The following is a 25,690-nucleotide window of genomic DNA, read 5'->3' on the forward strand; positions in this document are numbered from 1 at the left end:
CTTTTAGATTACTATCGATGAATCGTTACTTCGTTGCCCTTCGGAAAATAGTGGGTATGCAACAGGCTATGAGCCTTCTTGCTGCCGGGCTCTCCCAAAAATTCGCTGTAGAGGCGAATAATGGAAGGATTCTCATGTGATTTGCGAATGGTTTTTCTTTCGTCTTCGGTATAAATGGCAGCGGCTCTTTGCCGGAGTATTTCGCTATAGCCATGATGATACGGTTGTCCGCCGCCCCCAATGCAACCGCCGGGGCAAGCCATAATTTCGATGGCATGGTAGTTAGAAGTCCCTGCGCGAACTTCGTCGAGCAATTTTCGCGCATTTCCCAATCCGTTGGCAATGCCGATATTCAATGGAAGTCCGTCAAAATCGATGGTAGCAGAGCGAATCCCTTCCAAGCCGCGCAGCTGCTCAAATTCAATCTTTTCCAGCTTCTTTCCTGTATATAATTCATAAGCAGTTCGGCAAGCCGCCTCGATCACACCTCCCGTATTGCCAAAAATAACGCCTGCACCTGAGGATTCGCCCAAAGGATCGTCGAAATCTTCGTCGGGTAAATCCAGAAAGTCGATGTTCGCCAACTTGATAAATGCGGCCAGCTCACGCGTGGAAATGGAATAATCAACATCGGGATTTCCGTTTACTTTAAACTCATTGCGCTGACATTCGTATTTTTTTGCCAGACATGGCATAATGGATACAACCACCAAATCATTCCGATTGACACCGATTTTGTCGGCAAAATACGTTTTTGCTATAGCTCCAAACATTTGTTGTGGCGATTTGGCAGTCGATGGCACGTCAAGCAGATCAGGGAAATTATGCTCAAAAAAGTTCACCCAACCCGGACAGCAAGAGGTAAGAATCGGCAACTTAACAGAAGTATCTCCGGCCATATAGCCCTTGATTCGATTCAAAAATTCCGTGCCTTCTTCCATGATGGTGAGGTCGGCACCGAAATCGGTATCGAACACATAATCGAAACCGAGACGGCGAAGGGCAGCAACCAGTTTGCCGGTAACCAACGTGCCGGGTTCCATTCCAAATTCTTCGCCGAGAGCAGCTCTAACGGCAGGCGCCGTTTGAACGATTACTGTTTTCGAGGGATCGGATAAAGCCCGAATAATTTCATTGGTGTGATCGACTTCGGTGAGTGCTCCTGTAGGACATACCGAAACACACTGACCGCAATAAGTGCAAGGCGAATCCTCGAGATTCATTTCGAATGCCGGAGCAACTACCGACATAAATCCACGATTGATTGCCGACAGAGCTCCTACCGTTTGCACCTGATTGCACATCATTTCGCAACGCCGGCACAGGATGCATTTGTCGATATCTCGAATGATGGATGGCGATGTATCTTTTCGATAAGTCGATTGTTCGCCTTTGTAGGGAATTTCGCGTATTCCGAGTTGAGTGGCCAAATGTTGTAACTCGCACTGTCCCGATTTTGCACAAACAAGGCAATCGAAAGGATGATCGGAGATGATGAGTTCGAGCACCGTTCGTCGTGCATTGATCACGCGGATATTATGGGTGTTGACCACCATTCCTTCCTGTACTTCGGTAATACACGATGGAGCCAGATTGCGACGTCCTTCGATCTCGACAACACAAATACGGCATCCACCCGGCTTATTTTCTATGCCCATGTCTCCGAGTTCGAAGTGGCACAATGTGGGAATATCGATTCCAAACTGACGTGCCGATTTCAGAATGGTTGTACCTTTTTCGACTTCAATTTTTTTATTGTCGATGGTAAGTTTTATCATTTCCATAAAATAGTTTTTTTTGAAAGGTTGGAGAAAAACGATTTGCAATTCTTTTCTATTCAGATGCCGGGTTGAAAATCTTTACACCGAAACAGTTGTAGGTTTATATTCATTTTTCAAATTGATGGCATCGAATTGGCATTTTTCCATACACGATCCGCATTTGATGCAAATTTTCTGATCGATAAGGTGTGGTTGCTTTTTCTCGCCCGAAATGGCATTTACGGGACAAACACGCTTGCACGCGCCACAACCCGTACATTCTTCTTCGTCGATTACATAATAAAGCAAATCGTGACATTGACCCGAACGACATTTTTTTTCGAAAACGTGTTCTTCATATTCTTCGATGAAATTGTTCAATGTCGAAAGTACAGGATTGGGTGATGTTTGGCCCAATCCGCACAAAGCCGTATCTCTGATGACGTTACACAAATTGCGAAGTTTATCGAGATCTTCGGGATCGGCTTTCCCTTGAGTCATGCGTTCCAAAATTTCATACAGACGCTTGTTGCCAATCCGACAGGGCGCACATTTTCCGCAAGATTCCTCAACGATGAATCCGAGATAATATTTTGCAACCGAAACCATGCAATCATCTTCGTCGAGTACGATCATACCTCCCGATCCCATCATCGATCCGGCAGCAGTCAAACTTTCGTAATCTATCGGCGTATCGAGATGTTTTTCTGTGAGGCAGCCACCCGACGGGCCGCCGGTTTGTACAGCTTTGAATTTCTTCCCGTTTTTGATTCCGCCGCCAATTTCGAAAATAATCTCTCGCAGCGTTGTTCCCATCGGGACTTCGATCAACCCCACATTGTTGATTTTACCGGCAAGTGCAAAAACTTTGGTGCCCTTCGATTTTTCGGTACCGATAGATGAAAACCACTCTGCTCCTTTCAAAATGATAACCGGAACATTGGCAAAAGTTTCTACATTATTCACGTTGGTAGGTTTGCCGAGATAGCCGCTTTGTGCGGGAAATGGAGGTTTATTGGTAGGTTCGCCGCGTTTTCCTTCCATGGAATGGATGAGCGCAGTTTCTTCACCGCACACAAATGCTCCCGCTCCATAGCGTAAGTTGATGTCGAAAGAGAAATCGGTGCCGAAAATATGCTCGCCGAGCAATCCGTATTGATGTGCCTGATCGATGGCTACTTTCAATCGCTTAACTGCCAGTGGATATTCGGCTCTTACATATATCAAGCCTTTGCCGGCACCGATGCAATAACCGCAAATTGCCATTGCTTCGAGGACCGAATGAGGATCGCCTTCGAGAATGGATCGATCCATGAAAGCACCGGGATCACCTTCATCGGCATTGCATACTACATATTTCTGATCAGCGGGATTCTTACTGGTGATTTCCCATTTCAAGCCGGTAGGAAATCCTGCCCCACCTCTTCCTCGAAGCCCGGAACGCTTGATGATGTCAATCGTTTGCTCAGGTGTATATTCACTCAATACTTTACCCAAAGCTTGGTAGGCATCGCGGGCAATGGCTTCATCAATGTTTTCCGGATCGATCAGCCCACAATTACGCAAAGCAACACGCAATTGTTTTTTGTAAAATCCCATATGCTTAGAGTCCGAAACATATTCCTGTGTGTCGGGGTCGAGATATAGAAGCCGAGTAACCTTTCGCCCTTTAATAATATGCTCGTCAATGATTTCGGCAGTGTCTTCGGGCTTCACTTGTGTGTAAAAGGTATCATCGGGTAATATCTTGACAATTGGCCCTTTTTCGCAAAAGCCAAAGCAGCCAGTGCGAATCACCTGAACTTCGTTTTTTAGACCTTTTCGCAGGAGTTCATCCTGAAACAGTTCACTAATCAATCCGCTTTGTGAAGACCGGCAACCCGTTCCCCCACACACCAAAATATGCATTTTATACTGACTCATTGTTTGCTCCTCCTCGATTTATTGTTCTTCCTGTTCGATGGTATCATAATTCTGAGGAATAATGCCATCCACCAATTCTCCGTGCTTGATATACCGCTCGATGATTTCGTCGGCACGGACATTATCCACATATCCAAAAACCATTGCTTCTTTGCCCGGAAGTATAACTTCGACCGTAGGTTCGGCGAAACAATAGCCCATGCATCCCGTTTGCGTAACGATGGCATCGATATTTCTTTTTTCGAGTTCTTCCACAAAATATTCCATCACTTTTTTGGCGCCGGCCGCTATGCCACAGGTTGCCATTGCAACTTTGACTTGCACGCGTGCTTCGGGATTTTCGGCTTTGTTGCGCAAGTCGATTCTCGATTTAACTTCCTCCTGTTTTTTTTTCAGGTCAGCTAATGTTTTGATTTCAGTCATGTCGATATTTTGATTTAAAATATTAATTCTCATTATATTGCAGATCTAACAAAGGTAACTGCCGCAAGGTCGTTTTCGAAATAATTCCTCGAAATTGGCAGTAAAAAATTCTTTGAGTGCAAAAAACATTTCGGCAGTATCCAAGTCAATTCCAAGTTGTTTCAGTTCGTCGGAGTCAAAACGAAATTCGTCATCATCTAATCGGTAAAGCGCTCGAAATCGAATTTCCGGATTGGTCTTGAGCAATAAGGCCAGTGTGCCTGCAATATCTCCCAGTGGCAAACAGTCGGGATGATCGGTTCGATAAACAGCTTTTACCCATGCCCCCATTTGGGGCTCAGATTTAACTTCGAGACTTCCTCCCGTTTGCTCGCACGTCATCTTCAAAAGAGGTACACCCAGTCCAACTTTTCGGGTAGTGCGTGTGGTAAAAAACGGATCATCCATTTTCTTCAGCATTTCTTTGTTTATCCCTATTCCGTCATCATTCACAACAAAAGTCAATGTGTGATCTTTTGTTTTTTCTTCGAACAGAATGTCGATCGTTTTCGCATTTGCCCGAATAGAATTTTGTACAATATCCATCAGATGCATCGATAAATCTACCATATCTCGGAGTCGTGATTGAGAATTTCAGATCCAAAAGCATTCCTTTCGAAAGCCGATCTAAAAAAAATCCAGTTCAATTCGGGCATCCGAAAAAAAGTGGTGAGAGTGCCGATATCCTCCAATTGATGTGCATCGGAGTTGCGAAGAATACGCGCATTTTGCAATTCGGGATGCATTTTCAAAAATTCGGGGACAGAATGTCGCTTCGAAATTTCGAGTGCGTCGTATTTCAAATCGAAGGGAATGAACCCCAACTGACTGAAAATGCTATTTTTGAGACGATCGATATGGGCCGGCACAAAAATTCCACCCAACGCGTGAACTTGATTTGCCACATTTTCTATATCATCACGAATTCCCAAATACAGTGATCGCTTTTCTTCAAATATAATTCCATCATCCTCATCCACTGCAACCTGGTATCCAAATAAATCAGGATCATTTTCTATTTCGGGTAACTTTCGGTCGAGATATTTTTGAAATTCCGATATCGCCTCCAAATCGGGAAAATATGCCAAACAATGCACCTCTTCCTGTGTATTTATTTCACATCCGGGAACAACAAAAATATTCTCTTTTTCGGCAATTTCAAGACAGGTTTTCACGTTCCTTGTCGAATTGTGATCCGTTATCGCAATCATATCCAGCCCTTTTTGTATGGCTGCTTGGATAATATTGCGCGGGCTCATGTCCAAATCGCCGCAAGGAGACAGACAGGTATGAACGTGCAAATCGGCCTTGTAAAGATTCATTCCGCTTGATTGAGATAGACGTACAATTTGCCTGCGGTTTCGAACGCAGGAAGATGAGACGAAAGAATAACAACGCCTTCTTCATCGGCATGCTTCACGACTTCGTCGTCAATCTCACGTTCGTTCACGACTATAATGGCGCTCAACTCTTTGAGCGAAGCAACAGCCACAATATTCTTGTGTACTTGTGAGGTGATCCAAAGCATGCCCGGTTGGGCCTTGCCAATGACGTCACTCAACAAGTCCGATACGTATGCCGATTGAGGTATTCGATCCGGCAAATTTATTCCGGACAACGGCTCGAAGTTCAAATCGGCGGCTAATTTTTTAAGATTCGTTTTCATCGGTATATTTGTTAAGTCGGTTCTGCCCCCAAATTTTCTCGATTACCGAAAATGATTGTTCGGGACTTAGTTTATAGTTTTTTTCCATCACGCGTTGCACAAACACACAATAAGAAATGCTTGCTCGGTCTTGGGCAATATCTTCGGCCAGCGCCCTACAGCTGGGCGCTCCACAAGCGCCGCAATCGAAACCGGGCAAAAATGTCATCAGCTTTTTGATATGCTTCATTTTCTGAAGGGCTTTTCCCATATCCTCGTCGAGTTGCAGTCCTTCGCGTGGTTCAACCGCATCGATTTGCAGCTCCCGATGCAATTCCTCCGAAAATTCAAACAGCATATTCGTTACTTTTCCTTCATTTTGGAGTTTCAATTTTTCCAATTTTTTCTGACGTTGTTCGAGTCGTTCCACCGCAAGAAATCGGTTACAGGGACAAAGGATGCCACCGGCACAACCCTGATCACAAGCACGCATTTCCAAAAAATCGATATGTGCCAACTGACCCGATTCGAGTTTATCGAGAAATTCGATGACATTGTTCATCCCGTCGATAGCCAAACTTCTTCCTGAAAAGTATTTTTTTTCGGTTCCCGATAACGACCAGCATACCGAATCCGGACTCATGTTGGCATACGATTTGTGCAATCCCGAACTTTTATCTTCCCGTATGATTTTCGACACCAGATTGTAGATGATTTTCATATCGATAGTCCCGTCGATTGGCGATTCTTTTTCGGCAACAGGATCACGGGCAGCCACAATTTTTGCCGCACATGGCGTGATGTAATAAATATAAATTTCGGATGGCGGAATGCCTTGTCTTTCTTTAGATTTTCTCAGGTAAAGCGCCGCAATGTCGTGAGGCGCTTTCAATCGAATGATTTGATCGGTGAGCGAAGGATAGAGCACTTGTATCAACCGGACAACGGCGGGACAAAATGAAGTAATTGCCGGCCGTTGGTCGATTTCATTTTCCAAATGACGGTATTCACTTTTTACCATATCCACAGCTTGTTCAACTTCGAAAACATCGTCAAATCCAATTTGTCTGACAGCCTCAAGAATTCGCGTGGCAGAATAATCGGAAGGAAATTGTCCGATAAAAATCGAAGGTACAAGAGCGATTCGGTAACCGCTACTTTTGACCGACGCAAGACCATCGTCCTTTACATAAATTGCCCGTTGCGGGCAAACTCTGAAGCATTCACCACAATCAACGCATCGAACCGATTGAATGCGGGCATGTCCTCCGTCAATGCGAATTGCCTCGGTAGGACAAACCCGCATGCAATGAGAGCAACCGATGCACTTATCGGCATCGATCTGAATTGCATGAGTGTATGTGTACTGCTTCATTGCTGCACTTTTTTGGGTATCAGAAAAGAACTTTCATTTTCAAACAGGTTCCTCTTCCCGGAACGGAAGTCAGAATCATTTCGTCAACATTTTTTTTGATATTGGGCAATCCCATTCCTGCGCCAAATCCCATCTGACGAACCGCTTCCGATGCCGTCGAGAACCCTTCTTCCATAGCTTTTTCGATGTCCTCGATACCGGGACCTTCATCTTCAACGATCACACGAATACTCTCGGGTTCGATATCAGCTTTCATAATTCCTTTATAGGCATGTGCCACCACATTCACTTCGGCTTCGAACAATGCAATTGCGATTCGCCGAACAATTTGTGGATCGATGTTGAATTGTTTTAGCAATTTCTTAATTTCAGAACTTGCCTGTCCGGCCGTGCTGAAATCTCCTCCTTGTATTTCGTACTGCACCTCCATTCAATATACCGGTTTGATGCCGTTCATATATAATTTGCCCGAAATTTCGAATACCGTCAGGGGTGACGAAACAAGGGCAATATGATTTTCGGATGCGAGTGCTATCATTTCGTTACTGATTTGTTTTCCACGCGCGACGACTATGCACGGCAGGTTTGACATTTCGGCGGTGCGAACCGTTTGAATGGTTGATAAGCCGGTAATGAGAACGGCATCGTCCATATGGAAACGAAGGACATCACTCATCAAATCCGATGCAAAAGCATATCGATAATCCACTGATTTGACCGGATCATGGAGGATATTGCCTTTCACTATGTTACTCAACTGTTGCAAAGTCATTTTAGGTACCGGTTAAAATAAATCTTTGTCAAAATTCCAAATTAGGATCAATTTAACGGTATATCCGGAATGAATTGTCGTTCGAATGCCGGCATATATATATATCAAAATGCCATTCTTTACTCATAATTCACTCAAAAAAATCGAGAATAAAAATTCCAAATGGCATAAGACAACTGCACAAATGTATAATTTTTCTTTCATTAAAGAAATAATTCTTTAATATTTTTTTCTGATGAACATCAAGTCTATTCACTCCGACATCAAGAATCTGAAAAACAAAAAATTCCACTTTTAAAGAAAGGAAAAAAGATACATAAAACCAAAAGAATGCCAACAATTTTGTATTTTTGTGGACTTTTATGGGAAATCTGCAAAAAGAAGATAGACGAAATGCAATTATTAGATTTAAGCGAACAGGAAATTATACGCAGGCAAAGTCTTAACGAGTTGCGTCAATTCGGGATAGATCCCTATCCGGCGCCTTTATATGAAGTCAATGCCTATTCTACTGACATAAAAGATCAATTCGATGATAGCGGTGAAAAACGACAGGTAAGTATAGCCGGTCGCATTATGAGCCGACGCATCATGGGCAAAGCATCATTTATCGAATTGATGGATTCGAAAGGACGCATTCAAGTATATATCACGCGTGACGATATTTGTCCTGAAGAAAATAAAGATCTTTACAATATTGTTTTCAAAAAATTGCTCGATATCGGCGATTTCATCGGCATCACCGGATTTGTTTTCCGGACGCAAACCGGTGAAATTTCGGTGCATGCGCAAAGCTTAACCGTATTATCCAAATCACTTCGTCCTCTGCCTATCGTCAAAGTGAAAGACGGCGTGGCTTACGACAAGTTTAATGATCCCGAACTGCGATATCGTCAACGATATGTGGACTTATTGGTGAACGAAGGCGTGAAAGATATTTTTGTGAAACGCACGAAAATATTCGATGCCATGCGCGAGTTTTTTAATCGGCATGGTTATCTCGAAGTAGATACTCCTGTTTTGCAAAGCATTCCCGGCGGGGCTGCCGCTCGTCCATTCATCACACACCACAATGCCCTCGATATCGATTTGTATCTGCGAATTGCGAATGAATTATATCTCAAACGTCTGATCGTTGGAGGATTTGAGGGCGTTTACGAATTTTCGCGCGATTTTCGTAATGAAGGTATGGATCGCACTCACAATCCCGAATTTACCGTGCTCGAAATCTATGTTTCCTATAAAGATTACAATTGGATGATGGAATTCACCGAGCAAATGCTCGAGCATACTGCCCTGCAAGTGCTCGGAACCACAAAAGTGAAAGTAGGTGAAAACGAAATTGATTTCAAAGCGCCCTACAAACGAATCACTATGCTCGATGCCATTAAGGAATTTACCGGATTTGATATTGCCGGGATGAATGAAGATGAGCTTCGAGATGTGTGCAACAAATTGGGAATCGAACACGATCCGACAATGGGAAAAGGAAAACTCATCGACGAGATATTTGGAGAAAAGTGCGAAGGACATTTCATTCAGCCCACTTTTGTGATGGATTATCCAATCGAAATGTCGCCTTTGACAAAACGCCATCGCAACAATCCACAGCTTACCGAAAGATTCGAATTGATAGTCAACGGGAAAGAGCTCGCAAACGCCTATTCAGAATTAAACGATCCGATCGATCAACGCGAACGCTTTGAGGAACAGCTTCGCCTTTCTGAAAAAGGTGATGACGAAGCCATGTACATCGATCAGGATTTTCTGCGTGCACTCGAATATGGCATGCCGCCTACAGCAGGAATGGGAATAGGAATGGATCGCCTCACGATGCTTCTTACCGGGCAAACGACTATTCAGGAAGTTCTCTTGTTTCCTCAAATGCGCCCGGAAAGAACGGTAAAAAAAGACAACGCTCATAAATATACGGAACTCGGCATTCCGGAAGTATGGATTTCTCCTTTACAAAGAGCCGGATACAACGAAGTTGCTGCCTTAAAAGGGGTTAATCCGAATAAAATACATCAGGAACTGTGCGAATTGAATAAAAAATACAAACTCGAATTGAACAATCCATCGCTCGAAGAGGTTAAAAGTTGGATAGAAAGTGCTTCAACTCTTGCCTGACGATCATGCCTGAATTTTAAACATACAAAATGGATTCACTCGGAAAAATCTGTGTTTTGGGAGGAGGTACATGGGGTACGGCTCTCGCCAAAATTGTACTGATGAACAACGACCATCTACATTGGTATATTCGACGTACGGAACAGATCGAAGGATTTTACAAGTTAGGGCACAATCCCGATTATCTCACAAATCTGAAATTCAATCTGGCTCAAATTACTTTTTACTCCAGCATCGAAAGAGCCATCAAAGATTCGGATACGATTATTCTTGCATTCCCTTCTCCTTACGTAAAACAATATCTGAAAAGAATTTGGAATAGCGCTTTCAAAGGAAAATTCGTGATATCGGCCATCAAGGGAATAGTCCCCAACGACAACATGGTCATCAGCGAATATCTCGCCTATAACTTCCGAATTCCTCTCGAAAATATCGGAGTGCTCTCCGGCCCCTGTCATGCCGAAGAAATTGCGCTCGAACGTCTATCCTTCCTCACTTCTGCTTGTATCGATACCGAAAAAGCAACCATGCTCGCCGAGGCTATCAATTCGAGAATCATGCATACACGGGTTTCGAACGATGTGGTTGGCATCGAAATGGCATCGGTTCTCAAAAATATTTATGCAATTGCGGCCGGAATATGTCAAGGACTTCAGTATGGCGATAATTTTCAGGCCGTTTTGATGACGAATTGCGCCAAAGAAATGGAGCGTTTTTTGAGTAGCGTCGCTCCGATGGAACGAAATATTTGCGAACAGCATTACCTGGGCGACATGCTCGTAACCGGCTATTCGCAATTCAGCCGAAATAGAACGCTCGGGACAATGATTGGCAAAGGATACTCGGTGAAAACGGCTCAACTCGAAATGGAAATGATTGCCGAAGGATATTATGGTGCAAAATGCATTATGGAGATGAATCAGCGTTTCAAAATTGATATTCCCATTGCCAATACTGTATATCAGATTTTGTACGAAAAACTTCCTCCTAAAACAGGAATTGAAAAATTGATCGAAACATTTTAAACTAAATAAACTCAATTAGTCAATGGAAAAGCTCAAAATGAACATCCAACATGTGTACAAGTTCGTTACCGAAGATGAAATCTTGAAACAGGGAACGAATGCGCTCGCATGCAACCGGGCTCTGCACGATGGTTCTCGTCCGGGCAACGATTTTTTGGGATGGGTCAATCTTCCTTCATCCATAACCGAAGATGCCATTAAAGAAATAGAAGATGCTGCTGTCAACCTCCGCACACGATGTGATGTGGTAGTGATAGTCGGTATTGGCGGAAGTTATTTAGGCGCACGCGCAGTAATCGATTCGCTTTCGAATGCTTTCGACTGGCTTCAGCAAGACCGCAAAAGTCCTGTCATTATGTATGCCGGTAACAATATCAGCGAAGATTATCTGTTCGAACTGAAAGAATATCTGAAAAACAAAAGTTTTGGGATCATCAATATTTCCAAATCGGGAACTACTACCGAACCGGCACTTGCTTTCCGCATTTTGAAGGAATTACTCGAAGAAAAAGTGGGTAAGGGCGAAGCTCGCCAACGCATTGTAGCTATTACCGATGCAACTAAAGGAGCTCTTCGCATGCTTGCTTCGAAAGAAGGGTACAAAACCTTCGTCATTCCCGACGATGTAGGCGGTCGTTATTCCGTTCTCACGCCGGTCGGGCTTTTGCCGATTGCGGTAGCCGGCATCAATATCCGAAAACTCGTTGCCGGTGCGGTTGCTATGGAGAAAGCTACAGCCGATAATATTTCATTCGAATACAATCTGTCGGCAATTTATGCAGTCATTCGCAACGAACTTTACAAAAGAGGAAAGAAAATCGAAATCTTGGTAAATTATCATCCAAAACTTCACTATTTTGCCGAATGGTGGAAACAACTTTATGGCGAAAGCGAAGGAAAAGATCATAAAGGAATTTTTCCGGCAGCGGTTGATTTCACTACCGATTTGCATTCAATGGGACAATGGATCCAGGAAGGTGAACGCACTATTTTCGAAACGGTTATTTCCATCGCACAACCCGATAAAAAACTCGAAATACCTTCGGATAAGGAAGATCTTGACGGGCTGAATTATCTGAGTGGAAAACGTGTGGACGAAGTCAACAAAATGGCTGAATTGGGTACACGCATTGCACATGTAGATGGGGGCGTTCCCAATTTGCTGATCGAAATTCCCCGACTGGATGAAGAATCAATCGGCCAGCTCATTTATTTCTTCGAAAAAGCATGTGGAATAAGTGGTTATCTACTCGGCGTCAATCCATTTAATCAACCGGGAGTGGAAGCATATAAAAAGAATATGTTTGCCCTGCTCGAAAAACCGGGCTACGAACAAGAAACAGCGGCCATCAAAGCCAAATTATAAATTCAAGATTCAATAACATGCCCGTCATTCTGTTGAAAAGCGGTCTGACGGGTTGTTTTTTATATTTTTACTCACAATAATGATCAATCGACAAGAAGCAATTTCGATTTTCGAAACCTATCTTCGTGAACATAATTACACTCGTTTTGATTTGAAAGCCGTCCTCTTCGATATGGACGGAGTATTGTACGATTCCATGCCGGCACATGCCAAATCGTGGAAACAAACAATGGATGAAATAGGAATCAATAATTCGCCGGAAGAATTCTATTTACACGAAGGACGTACGGGCGAATCGACTATTAACATTCTTTTCCAACGCGAATTGGGACGAAAAGCTTCAAAAGAGGAAATCGAGAAAATTTATGCCCGTAAAACCGAACTCTTTACCCGATATAACGAAGGGAAAACTATTCCGGGAGCTAAGGAAGTGCTCGAACTCGTGAAGCGTAAGGGACTGACGCCGGTGCTTGTAACCGGTTCGGGGCAACCATCGCTCATCGATAAACTGAACGATAATTTCCCGGGAATTTTTTCTCCCGACACAATGGTAACGGCTTTCGACGTGAAAAACGGGAAGCCTCATCCTGAACCGTTTTTGATGGGACTCGAAAAAGCAGGAAACTTAAAACCAAATCAGGCAATCGTAATTGAGAATGCACCGCTCGGAACCGAAGCAGCCACAAAAGCCGGAATTTTCACTATCGATGTCAACACGGGGCCTCTTCCGGACGAAATGTTGAAAAAATCGGGAGCACGAATCGTTCTGCATTCGATGAAAGAACTCGAAGAAAAGCTTACTGACTTCCTCGAGATTGCACGTTGTGTGAAAATCGAGTAACCGACGTGGAAAAAGCTTACTCCCAAGCGTGCGATATATTTTCAAAAGGTAAGCAAAAAATTGACACCTCTTCGGGAGGTGTCAATTTTTAACCGGAACTAAATCTGTTTTTTCGCACAATAACAACCTTTACTTATATTCTCCCCAGTGCTTGATTTGGATATCGCCTTCTTTCATCTTGCAGAAAGCTTTGATGAATGCGCTTGCCAAACGGTCGTTGGTGATGAGCGGGATGTTGAAATCGATCGCACCGCGACGAATTTTATAGCCGTTCGTCAGCTCTCGTTCCGTCAGGTTTTTGGGAATGTTGATAATCAAATCGAATTGCTTCTGGGCAATCATATCCGTTACTTTCAGGTCGGCATCCTTATCATCGGGCCAAGCCACATACGTGCTCTCTACGCCGTTGTCGGCAAGGAATTTCTGTGTCCCTCCTGTTGCATAAAGATGGTATCCGTTTTTCACCAACAAACGGCATGCATCAAGAAGCGCCACTTTCGACTTCGTCCCTCCCGAAGAAACCATGATGTTCTTCTCGGGAATGCGATAACCCACCGAAAGCATGGCCGTAAGCAGAGCATCATCAAAATTGGAGCCGATGCAGCCTACTTCGCCGGTGGACGCCATATCTACACCGAGCACCGGATCGGCTTTCTGCAAACGATTGAACGAGAATTGCGAAGCTTTGATTCCCACATAATCGAGATCGAATGCCGATTTTTCGGGTTTTTTCACTTCCAATCCCAACATCACTTGCGTTGCAAGTTCGATAAAGTTGATTTTCAACACTTTCGATACAAACGGGAACGAACGTGAAGCTCTCAAATTGCATTCTATCACCTTGATATCATTGTCCTTTGCCAAAAATTGAATGTTGAACGGACCTGATATCTGAAGCTCTTTTGCAATCTGACGGGCAATGTGTTTGATTCGTCTGACCGTTTCGATATATATTTTCTGAGGTGGGAACTGAATGGTCGCATCGCCCGAATGAACACCGGCAAATTCCACATGTTCCGAAATAGCATAAACCACCAGATCGCCATTTTGTGCTACTGCATCGATTTCTATTTCCTTGGCATGTTCGATAAATTCGGAAACTACCACCGGATGTTCCTGCGAAACTTCGGCAGCCATCGTAAGGAATCGTTCCAGCTCTTCGTTATTGGAACAAACATTCATGGCAGCACCCGAAAGAACATACGAAGGTCGAACCAGCAACGGGAATCCGACTTCGTCCACAAATTCGCGAATATCGTCGAAGGTAGTAACTTCACGCCAGCGAGGCTGATCGATACCCAATCGGTCGAGCATGGCCGAGAAGCGGTGGCGATCTTCGGCGTTATCGATGGAATTGGCCGATGTGCCCAGAATGTTTACACCCGCCTTATCCAAACGTACGGCAAGATTATTCGGAATTTGTCCTCCCACAGATACGATGACACCTTTCGGATTTTCGAGTTCTATAATATCGCGAACACGTTCGTAGCTGAGTTCGTCGAAATACAGGCGGTCGCACATATCGTAATCGGTGGAAACCGTTTCGGGATTGTAATTGATCATCACCGAGCGATAGCCTTCCTTGCGAATCGTATTCAGAGCATTCACCGAACACCAGTCGAATTCGACGGACGAACCGATTCGGTAAGCGCCGGAACCCAGCACGATAACCGAGCGATGGTCGCCCAGATACCGGACATCGTTTGCCGTACCATTGTAGGTAAGATACAGATAATTGGTTTGGGCCGGATATTCTGCCGACAATGTATCAATTTGTTTGACAACCGGTTTGATGCCTCTACCGATGCGGTTGTTGCGTACCGTATCATCCGAAAGCGATTTTTTGAAAATCAGTTTTTCGATTTGATGATCGGAAAATCCTCTCAGTTTTGCTTCTCGGAACAATTCCGTCGGAAATTCTTCCAGCGTATTGTATTGCTCCACTTCACGGGCAATCTCTACGATATATTTCAGTTTGTAAAGAAACCATTTGTCGATTTTGGTCAACTCATACAGTCTGTCCACCGAATAATCCTGCTGCAGAGCCTGAGAGAGATAGAAAACGCGCTTATCGGTGGGAGCACTCAGTTCTTTGTCCAACTCATCGGTAAACAAATCTTTGTTGCCGACAAAACCATGCATGCCCTGCTGAATCATGCGCAGCCCTTTTTGGAATACTTCTTCGAAAGTGCGCCCGATAGACATGATTTCACCTACGGATTTCATGCTGCTGCCCAATTCACGCGAGACGCCGTGAAATTTTGCCAAATCCCAACGCGGAATTTTGCAGACAATGTAATCGAGAGCCGGCTCAAAAAAGGCAGATGTAACCTTCGTAACCGAATTTTTCAGTTCGGGAAGCCCGTAACCCAATCCCAATTTGGCAGCAACAAAAGCCAACGGATATCCGGTTGCCTTGGAAGCGAGTGCCGACGAACGGCTGAGACGGGCATTCACTTCTATCACCCGATAATCTTCCGATGCAGGATCGAAAGCATACTGCACATTGCACTCGCCAATGATTCCGATGTGGCGAATGATGCGGATGGATAATTCGCGAAGCTTGAAGTATTCGCTGTTCGATAGCGTCTGCGAGGGTGCAACAACAATGCTTTCGCCGGTGTGAATGCCCAGCGGGTCGAAATTTTCCATGTTGCAAACCGTAATGCAATTGTCGTAGCGGTCGCGAACCACTTCATATTCAATTTCTTTCCAGCCTTTGAGCGATTTTTCGATTAAAACCTGTGGCGAAAAATTAAATGCCTTCGCCACAAGCATTTTCAGTTCTTCATCATTATCGCAAAAGCCGCTTCCCAATCCGCCCAGCGCATAGGCAGCCCGCACGATGACAGGATAACCCAATCGGTTGGCGGCGTGCAAAGCATCATCGAGATTGGTAACCGCCTCACTTTTAATGTATTTTACACCGATTTCCGAAAGCTTTTGGTTGAAAATTTCACGATCTTCCGTATCGATGATGGATTGAACAGGGGTTCCCAATACCCGCACGTTATATTTTTCGAGCACTTTGTTGCGGAAAAGAGCAACGCCGCAATTGAGTGCCGTTTGCCCGCCAAACGACAGGAAAATGCCATCGGGACGCTCCTTTTCGATCACCCGTTCCACAAAAAACGGCGTAACCGGCAAGAAATATACTTTATCGGCAATGCCTTCCGAGGTTTGCACCGTAGCAATATTCGGATTGATAAGAATGGTCTCCACCGATTCTTCCTTCAACGCCTTGAGGGCCTGCGAACCGGAATAATCGAATTCACCGGCCTCCCCAATTTTGAGAGCACCCGAACCCAGTACGAGTACTTTTTTGATTTGTCCCTTTTCAAAATCCGGAGCCGGATGTTTTACCACCAATTTGGCCTCAAGTTCTTCCTCAATCAGACGAGGTATCGAAGGATTTTTTTCGTCCAGTGTCCGCATAAACACGTCGAACAAAAACTCGGTATCGGTTGGTCCGGCAGCAGCTTCGGGATGGAACTGCGACGAAAACCAGGGCTTTGTTTTATGGCGAACGCCTTCGTTCGTTCCGTCGTTCATATTGACAAAAAGTGGCTCCCAATCGGAAGAAAGTGTCTTGCTATCCACCGCAAAACCATGATTCTGCGAGGTAACAAATGCCCGCTGTGTTCCCATCAATTGCACAGGCTGATTACTGCTTCTGTGGCCGTATTTCAGTTTGTAAATGCTCGCACCGCTTGCCAGCGAAAGCAATTGATTTCCCATGCAGATACCGAAAATAGGTTTATCGGCAGCCATTGCTTTGCGAATATTTTCGATGGTCGGTTTGCAATAAGTCGGATCGCCCGGTCCGTTGGATATAAACAAACCGTCGTATTCCATCTGAGTGAAATCATAATTCCAGGGAACTCTAACCACCGTCGTATCGCGTTTGAGCAGACAGCGAATAATGTTGTTTTTTACCCCACAATCTACCAAAACTACTTTGTGACTGCCATTGCCGTACGTAATCACTTCTTTGCAGGACGCTTTTGCTACCTGATTTTCATCATCGGGATTGACAAACGGAATATCTTCTTCATCGGGGAAAACCAGTTTACCGAGCATCGTTCCCTTTTCGCGAACAAGTTTGGTCAACTCGCGCGTATCGATGCCGTAAACGGCAGGAACTTTGTTTTCGACAAGCCATTCGTGCAGACTTTTCACCGCATTCCAATGACTGTATTCACACGAAAAATCGGAAACAATAAGGCCGGAAGCCTGTATTTTTTCCGATTCGTAAAAAGTAGAAATACCGTTTTGGGAAACATCGTCAGGAACGCCGTAATTGCCAATGAGTGGATAGGTAAGCGTCAAAATCTGACCGAGATACGATGGATCGGAAAGGCTTTCGACGTAGCCCACCATGCCTGTGCTGAAAACAACTTCGCCGGCAACAGGGCGTTCGTAACCAAATGACTTTCCTTTGAAGGTTGTCCCGTCTTCCAGGACAAGGTGAAAGGGTTTATCGAACATTGTTATATGCTGAAAATGTAAAAATTGTCAACTGATGGAAGGCATTCGTTTATGCCTGATTAATCGGTACAAAAGTACAAAAAAGGTTTGAGTAAAACAATCGATAGATGGGTTTTCAAATTGTTATGATTTATTTTTTTGAAAGGCATTTTTTTCTTCATTCTGCATATTTTACGATCAATATGATTATATGTTGTCTAATTTTCATCTCTCTATTCTATTCAAGGTGAATGAAAAAAGAGAAAAAATTTATCGAATGAATGACAACATTTTAGTATCTTTGTGGCGTAAAATAGGTTTCGTATCGACGTTTGTTTTTAGGCAACAATTTACTCACAAATATAAAACACAAGCATTATGCAAACTATGGACTCTTTCAATTTCGCCGGTAAAAAGGCATTTGTTCGTGTGGACTTCAATGTTCCACTGGATGAGAATTTCAACATTACCGACGATACACGTATTCGCGCAGCGATGCCTACTCTGAAAAAAATTTTGCAGGATGGAGGCAGCGTGATTATAGGTTCTCATCTCGGCCGTCCCAAAGGTCCCACTGCAAAATATTCACTTCGACACGTTCTTCCACGTGTCTCCGAATTATTGGGAGTGGATGTGGACTTTGCAAACGATTGCATGAGTGACGAGGCTGCGGCCAAAGCTGCGGCACTGAAACCGGGTCAGGCTTTGATGCTCGAAAATCTTCGCTTCTATGCCGAAGAGGAAGGCAAGCCGGTTGGATTGCCCGAAACGGCTACCGAAGAAGAAATCGCAGCTGCAAAAAAGGCCGTTAAGGAATCGCAAAAAGAATTTACCCGAAAATTGGCGTCCTATGCCGATGTATATGTGAATGACGCATTCGGAACTGCTCACCGTGCGCATGCCTCTACGGCGCTCATTGCCGACTATTTCGATGCCGATCATAAACTGTTTGGCTACCTCATGCAAAACGAAATCATGGCTGTCGAAAAGGTGATGAACGACACTCAACGTCCTTTCACTGCCATCATGGGTGGTTCTAAAGTTTCCTCAAAAATCGACATCATCAAAAAACTGCTCGAAAAAGTGGACAATCTCATCCTTGCAGGCGGCATGACCTATACTTTTACAAAAGCCTTTGGCGGAAAAATCGGAAACTCGATTGTGGAAGACGACAAACTCCAGCTTGCCCTCGAAATCGTGGATCTTGCCAAAGAAAAAGGGGTGAATCTCGTTTTGGCTACCGATGCCAAGATTGCAGACAGCTTCAGCAACGATGCAAAAACAGCTTTTGCTCCCGTAAACGATATTCCCGACGGTTGGGAAGGATTGGATATCGGTCCCGAATCCGAAAAAATCTTTGCAGAGGTGATCAAAAACTCCAAAACTATTCTTTGGAATGGCCCCGTTGGCGTATTCGAATTCGATAATTTCGATCATGGATCGCGTGCCGTTGCCGACGCCATCGTCGAAGCCACTAAAAAAGGTGCTTATTCGCTGGTAGGTGGTGGCGACTCGGTGGCCTGCATCAACAAATTCGGTCTGGCCGATCAGGTTTCGTATGTATCCACCGGCGGTGGCGCTCTGCTCGAAATGATCGAAGGGAAAGTGCTTCCTGGCATCAAAGCCATCAGAGGATATTAATCGAAAGTTACACTAAATATCGAAAGAGGCTGTCCAATTTTTGGGACAGTCTCTTTTCTTTTTCATCGAATTCGAAATAAACTCATCAAAGCCCGATTCCTCTCAATTTCTCAATCCGATATTCGCTATCCTTCTTTCTCTTCACTCTTTCAATGCACCTTTTATTCATCAAAGGCCAATTAAGTTATCAAATATTATCGAATGAAAACAAGTATTTATTTGTGCCGAATTTTTCCATACACTTTCCTCCGTACCAACTCCATACCAACGCCGTACCAACTCCATACCAACTCCATGTATCCTCAGATCAAAAAAATATATAAAATAGCTATAAATTATTAACGCATTCCTAATATTTATTCTCCTCCATGCTACCTTTCCGTATCGATATCCTAAGCCCAACTTAGCGTGCTGAAATTTAATACTCCCTCTCCCTATAGTGGGTGTGGAGTAAGTGATGCGACTTCTCACCCAGTGGTTTTTTAAAGAAGTCGGCATATATTGTGATAATCTCCGGATTTTCATGCGATTTCCGTATCACTTTATGATCGTCTTCATAATAAATAGACGCAGCACGTTTTTCACGCGTTTCCGCATTAGTGGGGATAGGTTGTCCGCCGCCGCCGATACAGCCTCCCGGGCATGCCATCACTTCAATGAACACGTAGGGCGATGTGCCATTTTTGATCTGTTCCAACAAAATTCCGGCGTTCTTGAGTGTATGCGCGACAGCTACTTTAATGACCGTTCCGTTCAAATTTACGTCCGCCTCTTTTATTCCCTGAAAACCCCGTACAGATGTGAAATTAACATCATACAGCGTTTTACCGGTATACAACTCATAAGCTGTTCTGAGTGCCGCCTCCATCACCCCTCCGGTAGCACCAAATATTGCGGCGGCACCGGTTGATTCACCCAGTGGGCTGTCGAACCGTTCTTCCGGGAGACCGGAAAAATTTATTCCCGCTTCGCTGAACATACGCGCCAGTTCACGCGTGGTAAGTGAAAAATCCACATCGAAAAAATGCTCCTCATCTTTCAGCTTTAGTTTCTCTTTCCAATAATGGAATGCCCCATCCATTTCCGGACGTTTTGCCTCGTATTTCTTGGCCGTACAAGGCATGATGGAAACCACCACGATGTTTCTCGGATCGACGCCCGTTTTTTCGGCATAGTATGTTTTTGCCACCGCACCAAACATCTGCTGCGGTGACTTACAGGTGGACAGGTGCCTCAACAAATCCGGATAAAAATCTTCGACAAACTTGATCCATCCCGGCGAACAGGAAGTGATCATCGGTAACTCCCCACCCGTTTTGATGCGGTGAAGCAACTCGTTTCCTTCCTCGATAATGGTAAGGTCGGCAGCAAAATTAGTATCGAACACTTTCGAGAAGCCAAGCCGGCGTAATCCGGCAACCATTTGACCCGTAACCAGGCTGCCGTAGGGCATTCCCATAGCCTCTCCTATTCCGACACGCACAGCCGGCGCGGTTTGTACCAGAACAATCTTTCCGGGATCTTGTAAAGCCGACCAGACTTCGCTTACCGAATTTCTCTCCGTTATAGCTCCTGTGGGACAAACCAGGGCGCATTGCCCACAATTTGAACAGGCCACATGTCCCAGTCCCGAATCGAGGAAGGTGGAAATTTTGCTTTTTAATCCCCGTCCCGAAAAATCGATCGCCTTTACGCCCTGCATCTGGCTGCAAACGGCAACGCAACGGCCGCACAGGATGCATTTTTCCGGATCACGCACCAGCGAAAGCGATGTTTCGTCTTTTTTCAATTGCCCTTTCCTGGTGCGAACGAATCGCCTGTCTTTAATTCCTAAGGCATGGGACAGCTCCTGCAATTCACAGCTTCCGTTGCGGTCACAAATCAGACAATCCTGAGGATGATTGGCCAGCAATAACTCAACATTTACTTTTCTTGCCAGCATCGCCCGCGGGCTGTTCGTAGAAATCTCCATCCCCTCGGTAACCTGGGTAATACACGAGCGCAATAACGATTTAGCTCCTTTCACTTCCACCACACAAACGCCGCACGACGCATTATGCGATACATCTTTCAGGTAACACAACGAAGGGACGTCTATACCCGCAGAACGGCATGCTTCCAAAACGGTTGTTCCTTCAGCTACCTGAACAGGCCGGTTATTGATGTTAATTTCCATAATACAGCTTTTTCAGATTAATGTTTCACGTCACACCTCAGGCATCTTTCCACCTCATTGCGGGCCTGCTCGCCCGTAAATCCGAAAGAAATCTCGTTGAAATTATTCACCCGGTCTTTCACCGAAAGTCTTCTCGGAACATTCTTCGAAGCCGGTTTTGGATTTGCGGGCACAACATTCCGGTAATTAAACGGACGCGAGAGCCGGTAAAACCTGTTTTCACCCGTCAATGCCCTGTCCATCGCTGCAGCCGCTTTCTTCGCCATCCCCATCGCCTCTGCCGCCGTCGAGGGGCCGCTTACCGCATCTCCGCCGGCGTAGATTTGCGGGTCGGATGTTTGAAAAGTAAACGGATCTATAACTATTCGCCCGTCCCGTGTAAGCTCCATATTGTTTTCGACAAGGCACCCGGAATCGACCCGTTCACCAACAGCCAGCACAACAGTATCACACGGAATTTCTTCAAATACTCCGGTGGGAACCGGTTTCTTCCTTCCGGAAGAATCGATGCTTCCAGGCAACATCTTCTCTACGCGTAACGCTTTTACTCTGCCCGATTTACCCGTAATAATCCCGCTGGGAGAAGCCAGAAAACGATAGTTGATCATTTCTTCTTCCGATTCCGATATCTCCACGGCGTTGGCAGGCATATCCCCTTTTCCCCGCCGGTAAACGATAGTCACATCCTTTCCCAGTCGCAACAGGCTCCGGGCCGTATCGATGGCCACGTTCCCGCCGCCGACAATAACGACCCGCTCACCCACTTTCGGTGTTTTACCCAGCGCAATCTCTTTCAAAATTTTTGTTCCTGCAAAAACACCTTTTGCATCTTCTCCCGGAATTTTCAAATCGATATCTTTCCACGCACCTATCGCCAGATAAATGGTGTCGAACTCATTTTTCAGCTCGGCCAGGGAAAGATTGTCGCCCAGCCGCTGGTTGAACCTGAACTTCACACCCAGTTTTTTTATCAGCCGGACTTCCTTCCTCAACACATCTTTCGGCAAACGATAATTCGGTATACCAAAACGCGCTACTCCCCCGGCTTCGGACAAAGCCTCGTAAACGGTGATATCATGGCCCAGTCGCACCAGGTAAAAGGCTGCCGTAAGTCCTGCAGGCCCGGCACCTACAATGGCAATCCTTTTTCCGGTAGAAGGAAGTCTCTCTTTAACCAGTTTATTGTAGATTTCGTTCTCTTTTCCGAGCTGGTACATGGTATCTGCCAGGTATCGGTGGATTTCGCCTTGCGAAACCGGCTGATCCAGCATTTCACGACGGCAACGCATTTGGCAATGGAAGTGGCAAATCCTCCCTATCGTTCCCGGCAGGGGATTATCGCGCAGCGTAAGCTCAAAGGCTTCTTCCACACGATCTTCCTTAATCAGCTCGATGTAGCCCGGAATATTCATGTGCAGCGGGCAGCTGTTTTCACACAAAGCCATGAAAAGCGATTCGCACGTCCCTGCATGACACCGTTTCTCCCGGATGTGTTGTTCATACTCGTGCCGGAAATATTTTAACGTGGTCAGAATGGGATTAGGGGCGGTCTGCCCAAGAGCGCAAAGCGACGAATCTTTGATAACACCGCTGAGCAACTCCAGGACGGCCAAATCGGCGAACGTCCCTTGCCCCTGGGTGATGCGGGTGAGAATAGCCAGTGCCTGTGCCGTACCTTCACGGCAGGGTGTACATTTCCCGCACGATTCTCCTGCATTGAACTCCAGAAAATAGCGAGCCACGTCCACCATGCAGTTGTCCTGATCCATTACCACCATTCCTCCCGAACCCATGATGGCTCCAATGCCTGCCAGCGACTCGTAATCCACCGGGGTTGAAAAAAACTCCAGCGGGATGCAACCGCCGGACGGCCCACCGGTTTGCACGGCCTTTACCCGTTTGGAAGTTCCCGTACCTTCCCCGATATTGAACACAAATTGTTCCAATTTTGACCCAAGGGGGAGTTCTACCAACCCCGTATTTTTCACTTTTCCTACCAACGAAAACACTTTTGTTCCGGGACTTCTTTCCGTCCCCATAGTGGTGAACCACTCGGCACCTTTTTCGATGATGACCGGCACGTTGCACCAGGTTTCCACATTGTTGATGTTGGTAGGTTTACCGTACAACCCTTTGTTGGCAGGATAAGGCGGACGCGGAAGCGGCCGACCCGCCTTCCCTTCGATAGAAGCAATCAATGCTGTCTCTTCACCGCAAACGAAGGCTCCAGCCCCTTCAACAATATCCATCTTAAAACTAAAGCCGGTACCCAATATATTTTCACCTAAAAGCCCGAGTTGTTCGACTTGCTCGATAGCCGTCCGAAGCCGCTTTACGGCAAGCGGATACTCTGCCCTCACGTATGCGATGCCCTCACTCGCTCCCATGGCGTAAGCACCTATCATCATACCTTCGAGCAGCATGTGCGGATCGCTTTCAATCTCATTCCGGTTCATATACGCGCCCGGGTCGCCTTCATCGGCATTGCAGATAATATATTTCTGCCGGGCATCCTGTTTCTGCATGATTGACCATTTTACTCCCGTAGGGAAACCTGCTCCTCCCCGACCACGCAGTTTCGACGCCATGACCTGATCGACCACTTCTGCCGGCTTGTAACCCATAATCGCTTTTACCAGGGCATTATATCCTCCCACAGCAATATAATCAAGAATGTCTTCGGGGTCGATAAGGCCGGCATGGCGCAACACCACTTTCTTCTGCCCCTTAAAAAAAGGCACTTCATCCCAGTGAGGAATATCTTCGTAACCCTTTCCAAATTCCACCTCCGAAGTCAGGAAATCCCATTCATCGATACGGCACAATAGCTTGTTTTTGTACAGTTTGTTTTTCTGCAAGTTATCCATGATTCGCTTCACATCCCTCTCATCCACTTTACTGTAGACCAGCATGGGCCTACCCGGCTGATAGAGCATCACCATCGGTTCTTCGGCGCAGAAACCGAAGCAACCGGTCCGCTTGAGTTTACAATCGAGGTTATTCTCCGACAGCTGCTTTTCGAAATGATGATAAACCGCACCGGCTCCGTTACCGATACCGCAGGTCCCCATTCCAACCAAAATCATGGGAGTTGCCGGAAGAATCCTTTCCCTGTGCTGCTTTCTTAAAATTTCAATTTCGGACGGTTTCATAACGATAGGGTATAGTTGCTGAGGATTTTCAGCAATTTTCGGGAATTCATGTTGCTGTAAATAACATTGTCTATGGCCACGACGGGCGATTGCGCGCATTGTCCGAAGCAGGACACCGTCCTGATAGTAAACAGGTTATCGGGAGTAGTATAGGATGATTCGGCATCATCACCGGTATATTTAATACCTAAAATTTTTTCTATATCATCCAGCAAGGCTTTTGAACCTTTCGTGTGACACGCCGTGCCGCGGCAAACGACAATCGAATGCTTACCCTGTGGCTTTAAATTAAAGAAGGAATAAAACGTGGCTACACTGTAGACCTGTGCATACGGCACCTTTAGTTTTTTCGATATTTCGGCTAGCGTTTCACCCGGAAGATACTTCAGGGGGTTTTTCTCCTGTGCTTCTTCCAGGGTAGTGAGCAACATCCCGGGCTTTCCACGGTGCTTTTCGATGATCTTATCGAGTATTTCTCCTGAAACCGGAGCGTTTGTCTGTGTTTCCATACCCATATTTTTTATTAAACAAAATCAACCTTTAAGATTTGTAACAGATTAACAATCATTTGACTAAACACGCATTTCATCCTTGACTCCCCTCCGAAAAGTTTTTTTTACTAAAAGTGATTCAAAACAAACCTTGATTTTCAGTGACTTGTAAACCATCAAAATCAGGTTTCGGGGTTTTCTAAGCAGACGCATCCTTACAAATGTAGTGCATTTCTTCCTGATTAAAGAATTATTTCTTTAAATATTTATGTTTCTTTTTCTATTTGGAATAATTCTACATAAAACACCAGTTACCTATTGCTAAAGAACAGATGGGACATTCTCCTGAGGGAAAAATTAGGATTCAGTTTGCCTAAAATTGAATTTTACAAACAATTTCACTCATATTACACTTGCTACTTGACTCTGTCTATCGCATTTTGAAACAACCATTTTTCCTTATT

Annotated in this window: 18 protein-coding genes; 5 read left to right on the top strand and 13 right to left on the bottom strand. The window is 45.1% G+C overall.

Annotated elements, in window-relative coordinates; translation table 11 throughout:
- Positions 1 to 11: 11 nt before the first annotated feature.
- The 9 genes from EJN84_RS07360 to EJN84_RS07400 all read right to left on the bottom strand — a co-directional run bounded on the left by EJN84_RS07360 (position 12) and on the right by EJN84_RS07400 (position 7,937).
- Positions 12 to 1,784, bottom strand: coding sequence for an NADH-dependent [FeFe] hydrogenase, group A6 (locus EJN84_RS07360; RefSeq protein ID WP_129594820.1), 1,773 nt, complete (start codon positions 1,782 to 1,784; stop codon positions 12 to 14).
- Positions 1,785 to 1,859: 75 nt separating this feature from the next.
- Positions 1,860 to 3,683, bottom strand: coding sequence for an NADH-quinone oxidoreductase subunit NuoF (locus EJN84_RS07365; RefSeq protein ID WP_129594821.1), 1,824 nt, complete (start codon positions 3,681 to 3,683; stop codon positions 1,860 to 1,862).
- An 18-nt stretch (positions 3,684 to 3,701) separates the two neighbouring features.
- The gene (locus EJN84_RS07370) at positions 3,702 to 4,106 is read right to left on the bottom strand and encodes a (2Fe-2S) ferredoxin domain-containing protein (RefSeq protein ID WP_129594822.1); all 405 of its coding nucleotides are present in this window, start codon (positions 4,104 to 4,106) and stop codon (positions 3,702 to 3,704) included.
- A gap of 45 nt (positions 4,107 to 4,151) precedes the next feature.
- Entirely contained in the window at positions 4,152 to 4,715 is a 564-nt protein-coding gene (locus EJN84_RS07375; protein ID WP_129594823.1) for an ATP-binding protein, read from the bottom strand.
- Positions 4,709 to 5,467: a PHP domain-containing protein gene (locus tag EJN84_RS07380; protein WP_129594824.1), complete on the bottom strand. Its 759-nt coding sequence runs from the start codon at positions 5,465 to 5,467 to the stop codon at positions 4,709 to 4,711. The genes EJN84_RS07375 and EJN84_RS07380 overlap by 7 nt, the downstream gene beginning before the upstream one ends.
- A complete protein-coding gene (locus EJN84_RS07385; RefSeq protein WP_101488123.1) occupies positions 5,464 to 5,811 on the bottom strand; it encodes a DRTGG domain-containing protein in 348 nt (115 codons plus the stop codon). The genes EJN84_RS07380 and EJN84_RS07385 overlap by 4 nt, the downstream gene beginning before the upstream one ends.
- Positions 5,795 to 7,165, bottom strand: a complete 1,371-nt coding sequence (locus tag EJN84_RS07390) for a [Fe-Fe] hydrogenase large subunit C-terminal domain-containing protein (protein ID WP_129594825.1) — start codon at positions 7,163 to 7,165, stop codon at positions 5,795 to 5,797. The genes EJN84_RS07385 and EJN84_RS07390 overlap by 17 nt, the downstream gene beginning before the upstream one ends.
- Positions 7,166 to 7,184: 19 nt before the next feature.
- Positions 7,185 to 7,595, bottom strand: coding sequence for an ATP-binding protein (locus EJN84_RS07395; RefSeq protein ID WP_101488121.1), 411 nt, complete (start codon positions 7,593 to 7,595; stop codon positions 7,185 to 7,187).
- Complete coding sequence (locus EJN84_RS07400) at positions 7,596 to 7,937, bottom strand: transcriptional regulator (protein ID WP_129594826.1); 342 nt, start codon at positions 7,935 to 7,937, stop codon at positions 7,596 to 7,598. It lies immediately after the preceding gene.
- A gap of 393 nt (positions 7,938 to 8,330) precedes the next feature.
- On the opposite strand from EJN84_RS07400, the gene lysS reads away from it, so the two are divergent.
- The 4 genes from lysS (at position 8,331) to EJN84_RS07420 (ending at position 13,299) form a co-directional block, all read left to right on the top strand.
- A complete protein-coding gene (lysS, locus tag EJN84_RS07405; protein ID WP_129594827.1) occupies positions 8,331 to 10,067 on the top strand; it encodes a lysine--tRNA ligase in 1,737 nt (578 codons plus the stop codon).
- Positions 10,068 to 10,096: 29 nt separating this feature from the next.
- Positions 10,097 to 11,092, top strand: a complete 996-nt coding sequence (locus tag EJN84_RS07410; protein ID WP_129594828.1) for an NAD(P)H-dependent glycerol-3-phosphate dehydrogenase — start codon at positions 10,097 to 10,099, stop codon at positions 11,090 to 11,092.
- 22 nt (positions 11,093 to 11,114) lie between these two features.
- Positions 11,115 to 12,458 carry a glucose-6-phosphate isomerase gene (locus EJN84_RS07415; RefSeq protein WP_129594829.1) on the top strand — a complete coding sequence of 448 codons (1,344 nt, stop codon included), beginning with the start codon at positions 11,115 to 11,117 and terminating at the stop codon, positions 12,456 to 12,458.
- Between the two features lie 79 nt (positions 12,459 to 12,537).
- Positions 12,538 to 13,299, top strand: a complete 762-nt coding sequence (locus EJN84_RS07420) for an HAD family hydrolase (RefSeq protein ID WP_129594830.1) — start codon at positions 12,538 to 12,540, stop codon at positions 13,297 to 13,299.
- Between the two features lie 129 nt (positions 13,300 to 13,428).
- Here EJN84_RS07420 and carB read toward each other — a convergent pair whose 3' ends face one another.
- Positions 13,429 to 17,787 (bottom strand): carbamoyl-phosphate synthase (glutamine-hydrolyzing) large subunit, encoded by a 4,359-nt coding sequence (gene carB / locus EJN84_RS07425; RefSeq protein ID WP_129594831.1) that lies wholly within the window; start codon positions 17,785 to 17,787, stop codon positions 13,429 to 13,431.
- A 357-nt stretch (positions 17,788 to 18,144) separates the two neighbouring features.
- Here carB and EJN84_RS07430 point away from each other — a divergent pair, with 357 nt between their 5' ends.
- Complete coding sequence (locus EJN84_RS07430) at positions 18,145 to 19,407, top strand: phosphoglycerate kinase (protein WP_129594832.1); 1,263 nt, start codon at positions 18,145 to 18,147, stop codon at positions 19,405 to 19,407.
- A 418-nt stretch (positions 19,408 to 19,825) separates the two neighbouring features.
- On the opposite strand, the gene EJN84_RS07435 is transcribed toward EJN84_RS07430, so the two are convergent.
- Genes EJN84_RS07435 through EJN84_RS07445 form a run of 3 tightly spaced genes read right to left on the bottom strand, consistent with a single transcriptional unit; the run spans position 19,826 to position 25,244 of the window.
- Positions 19,826 to 21,583: an NADH-dependent [FeFe] hydrogenase, group A6 gene (locus EJN84_RS07435; RefSeq protein WP_129594833.1), complete on the bottom strand. Its 1,758-nt coding sequence runs from the start codon at positions 21,581 to 21,583 to the stop codon at positions 19,826 to 19,828.
- 17 nt (positions 21,584 to 21,600) lie between these two features.
- Positions 21,601 to 24,735 (bottom strand): FAD-dependent oxidoreductase, encoded by a 3,135-nt coding sequence (locus EJN84_RS07440; protein WP_129594834.1) that lies wholly within the window; start codon positions 24,733 to 24,735, stop codon positions 21,601 to 21,603.
- Positions 24,732 to 25,244, bottom strand: a complete 513-nt coding sequence (locus tag EJN84_RS07445) for an NADH-quinone oxidoreductase subunit NuoE family protein (protein ID WP_129594835.1) — start codon at positions 25,242 to 25,244, stop codon at positions 24,732 to 24,734. Before EJN84_RS07445 ends, EJN84_RS07440 begins: the two co-directional genes overlap by 4 nt.
- Between the last annotated feature and the right edge of the window lie 446 nt (positions 25,245 to 25,690).

The organism is Seramator thermalis, assembly GCF_004138125.1.
Taxonomy (GTDB): Bacteria; Bacteroidota; Bacteroidia; order Bacteroidales; family Dysgonomonadaceae; genus Seramator; species Seramator thermalis.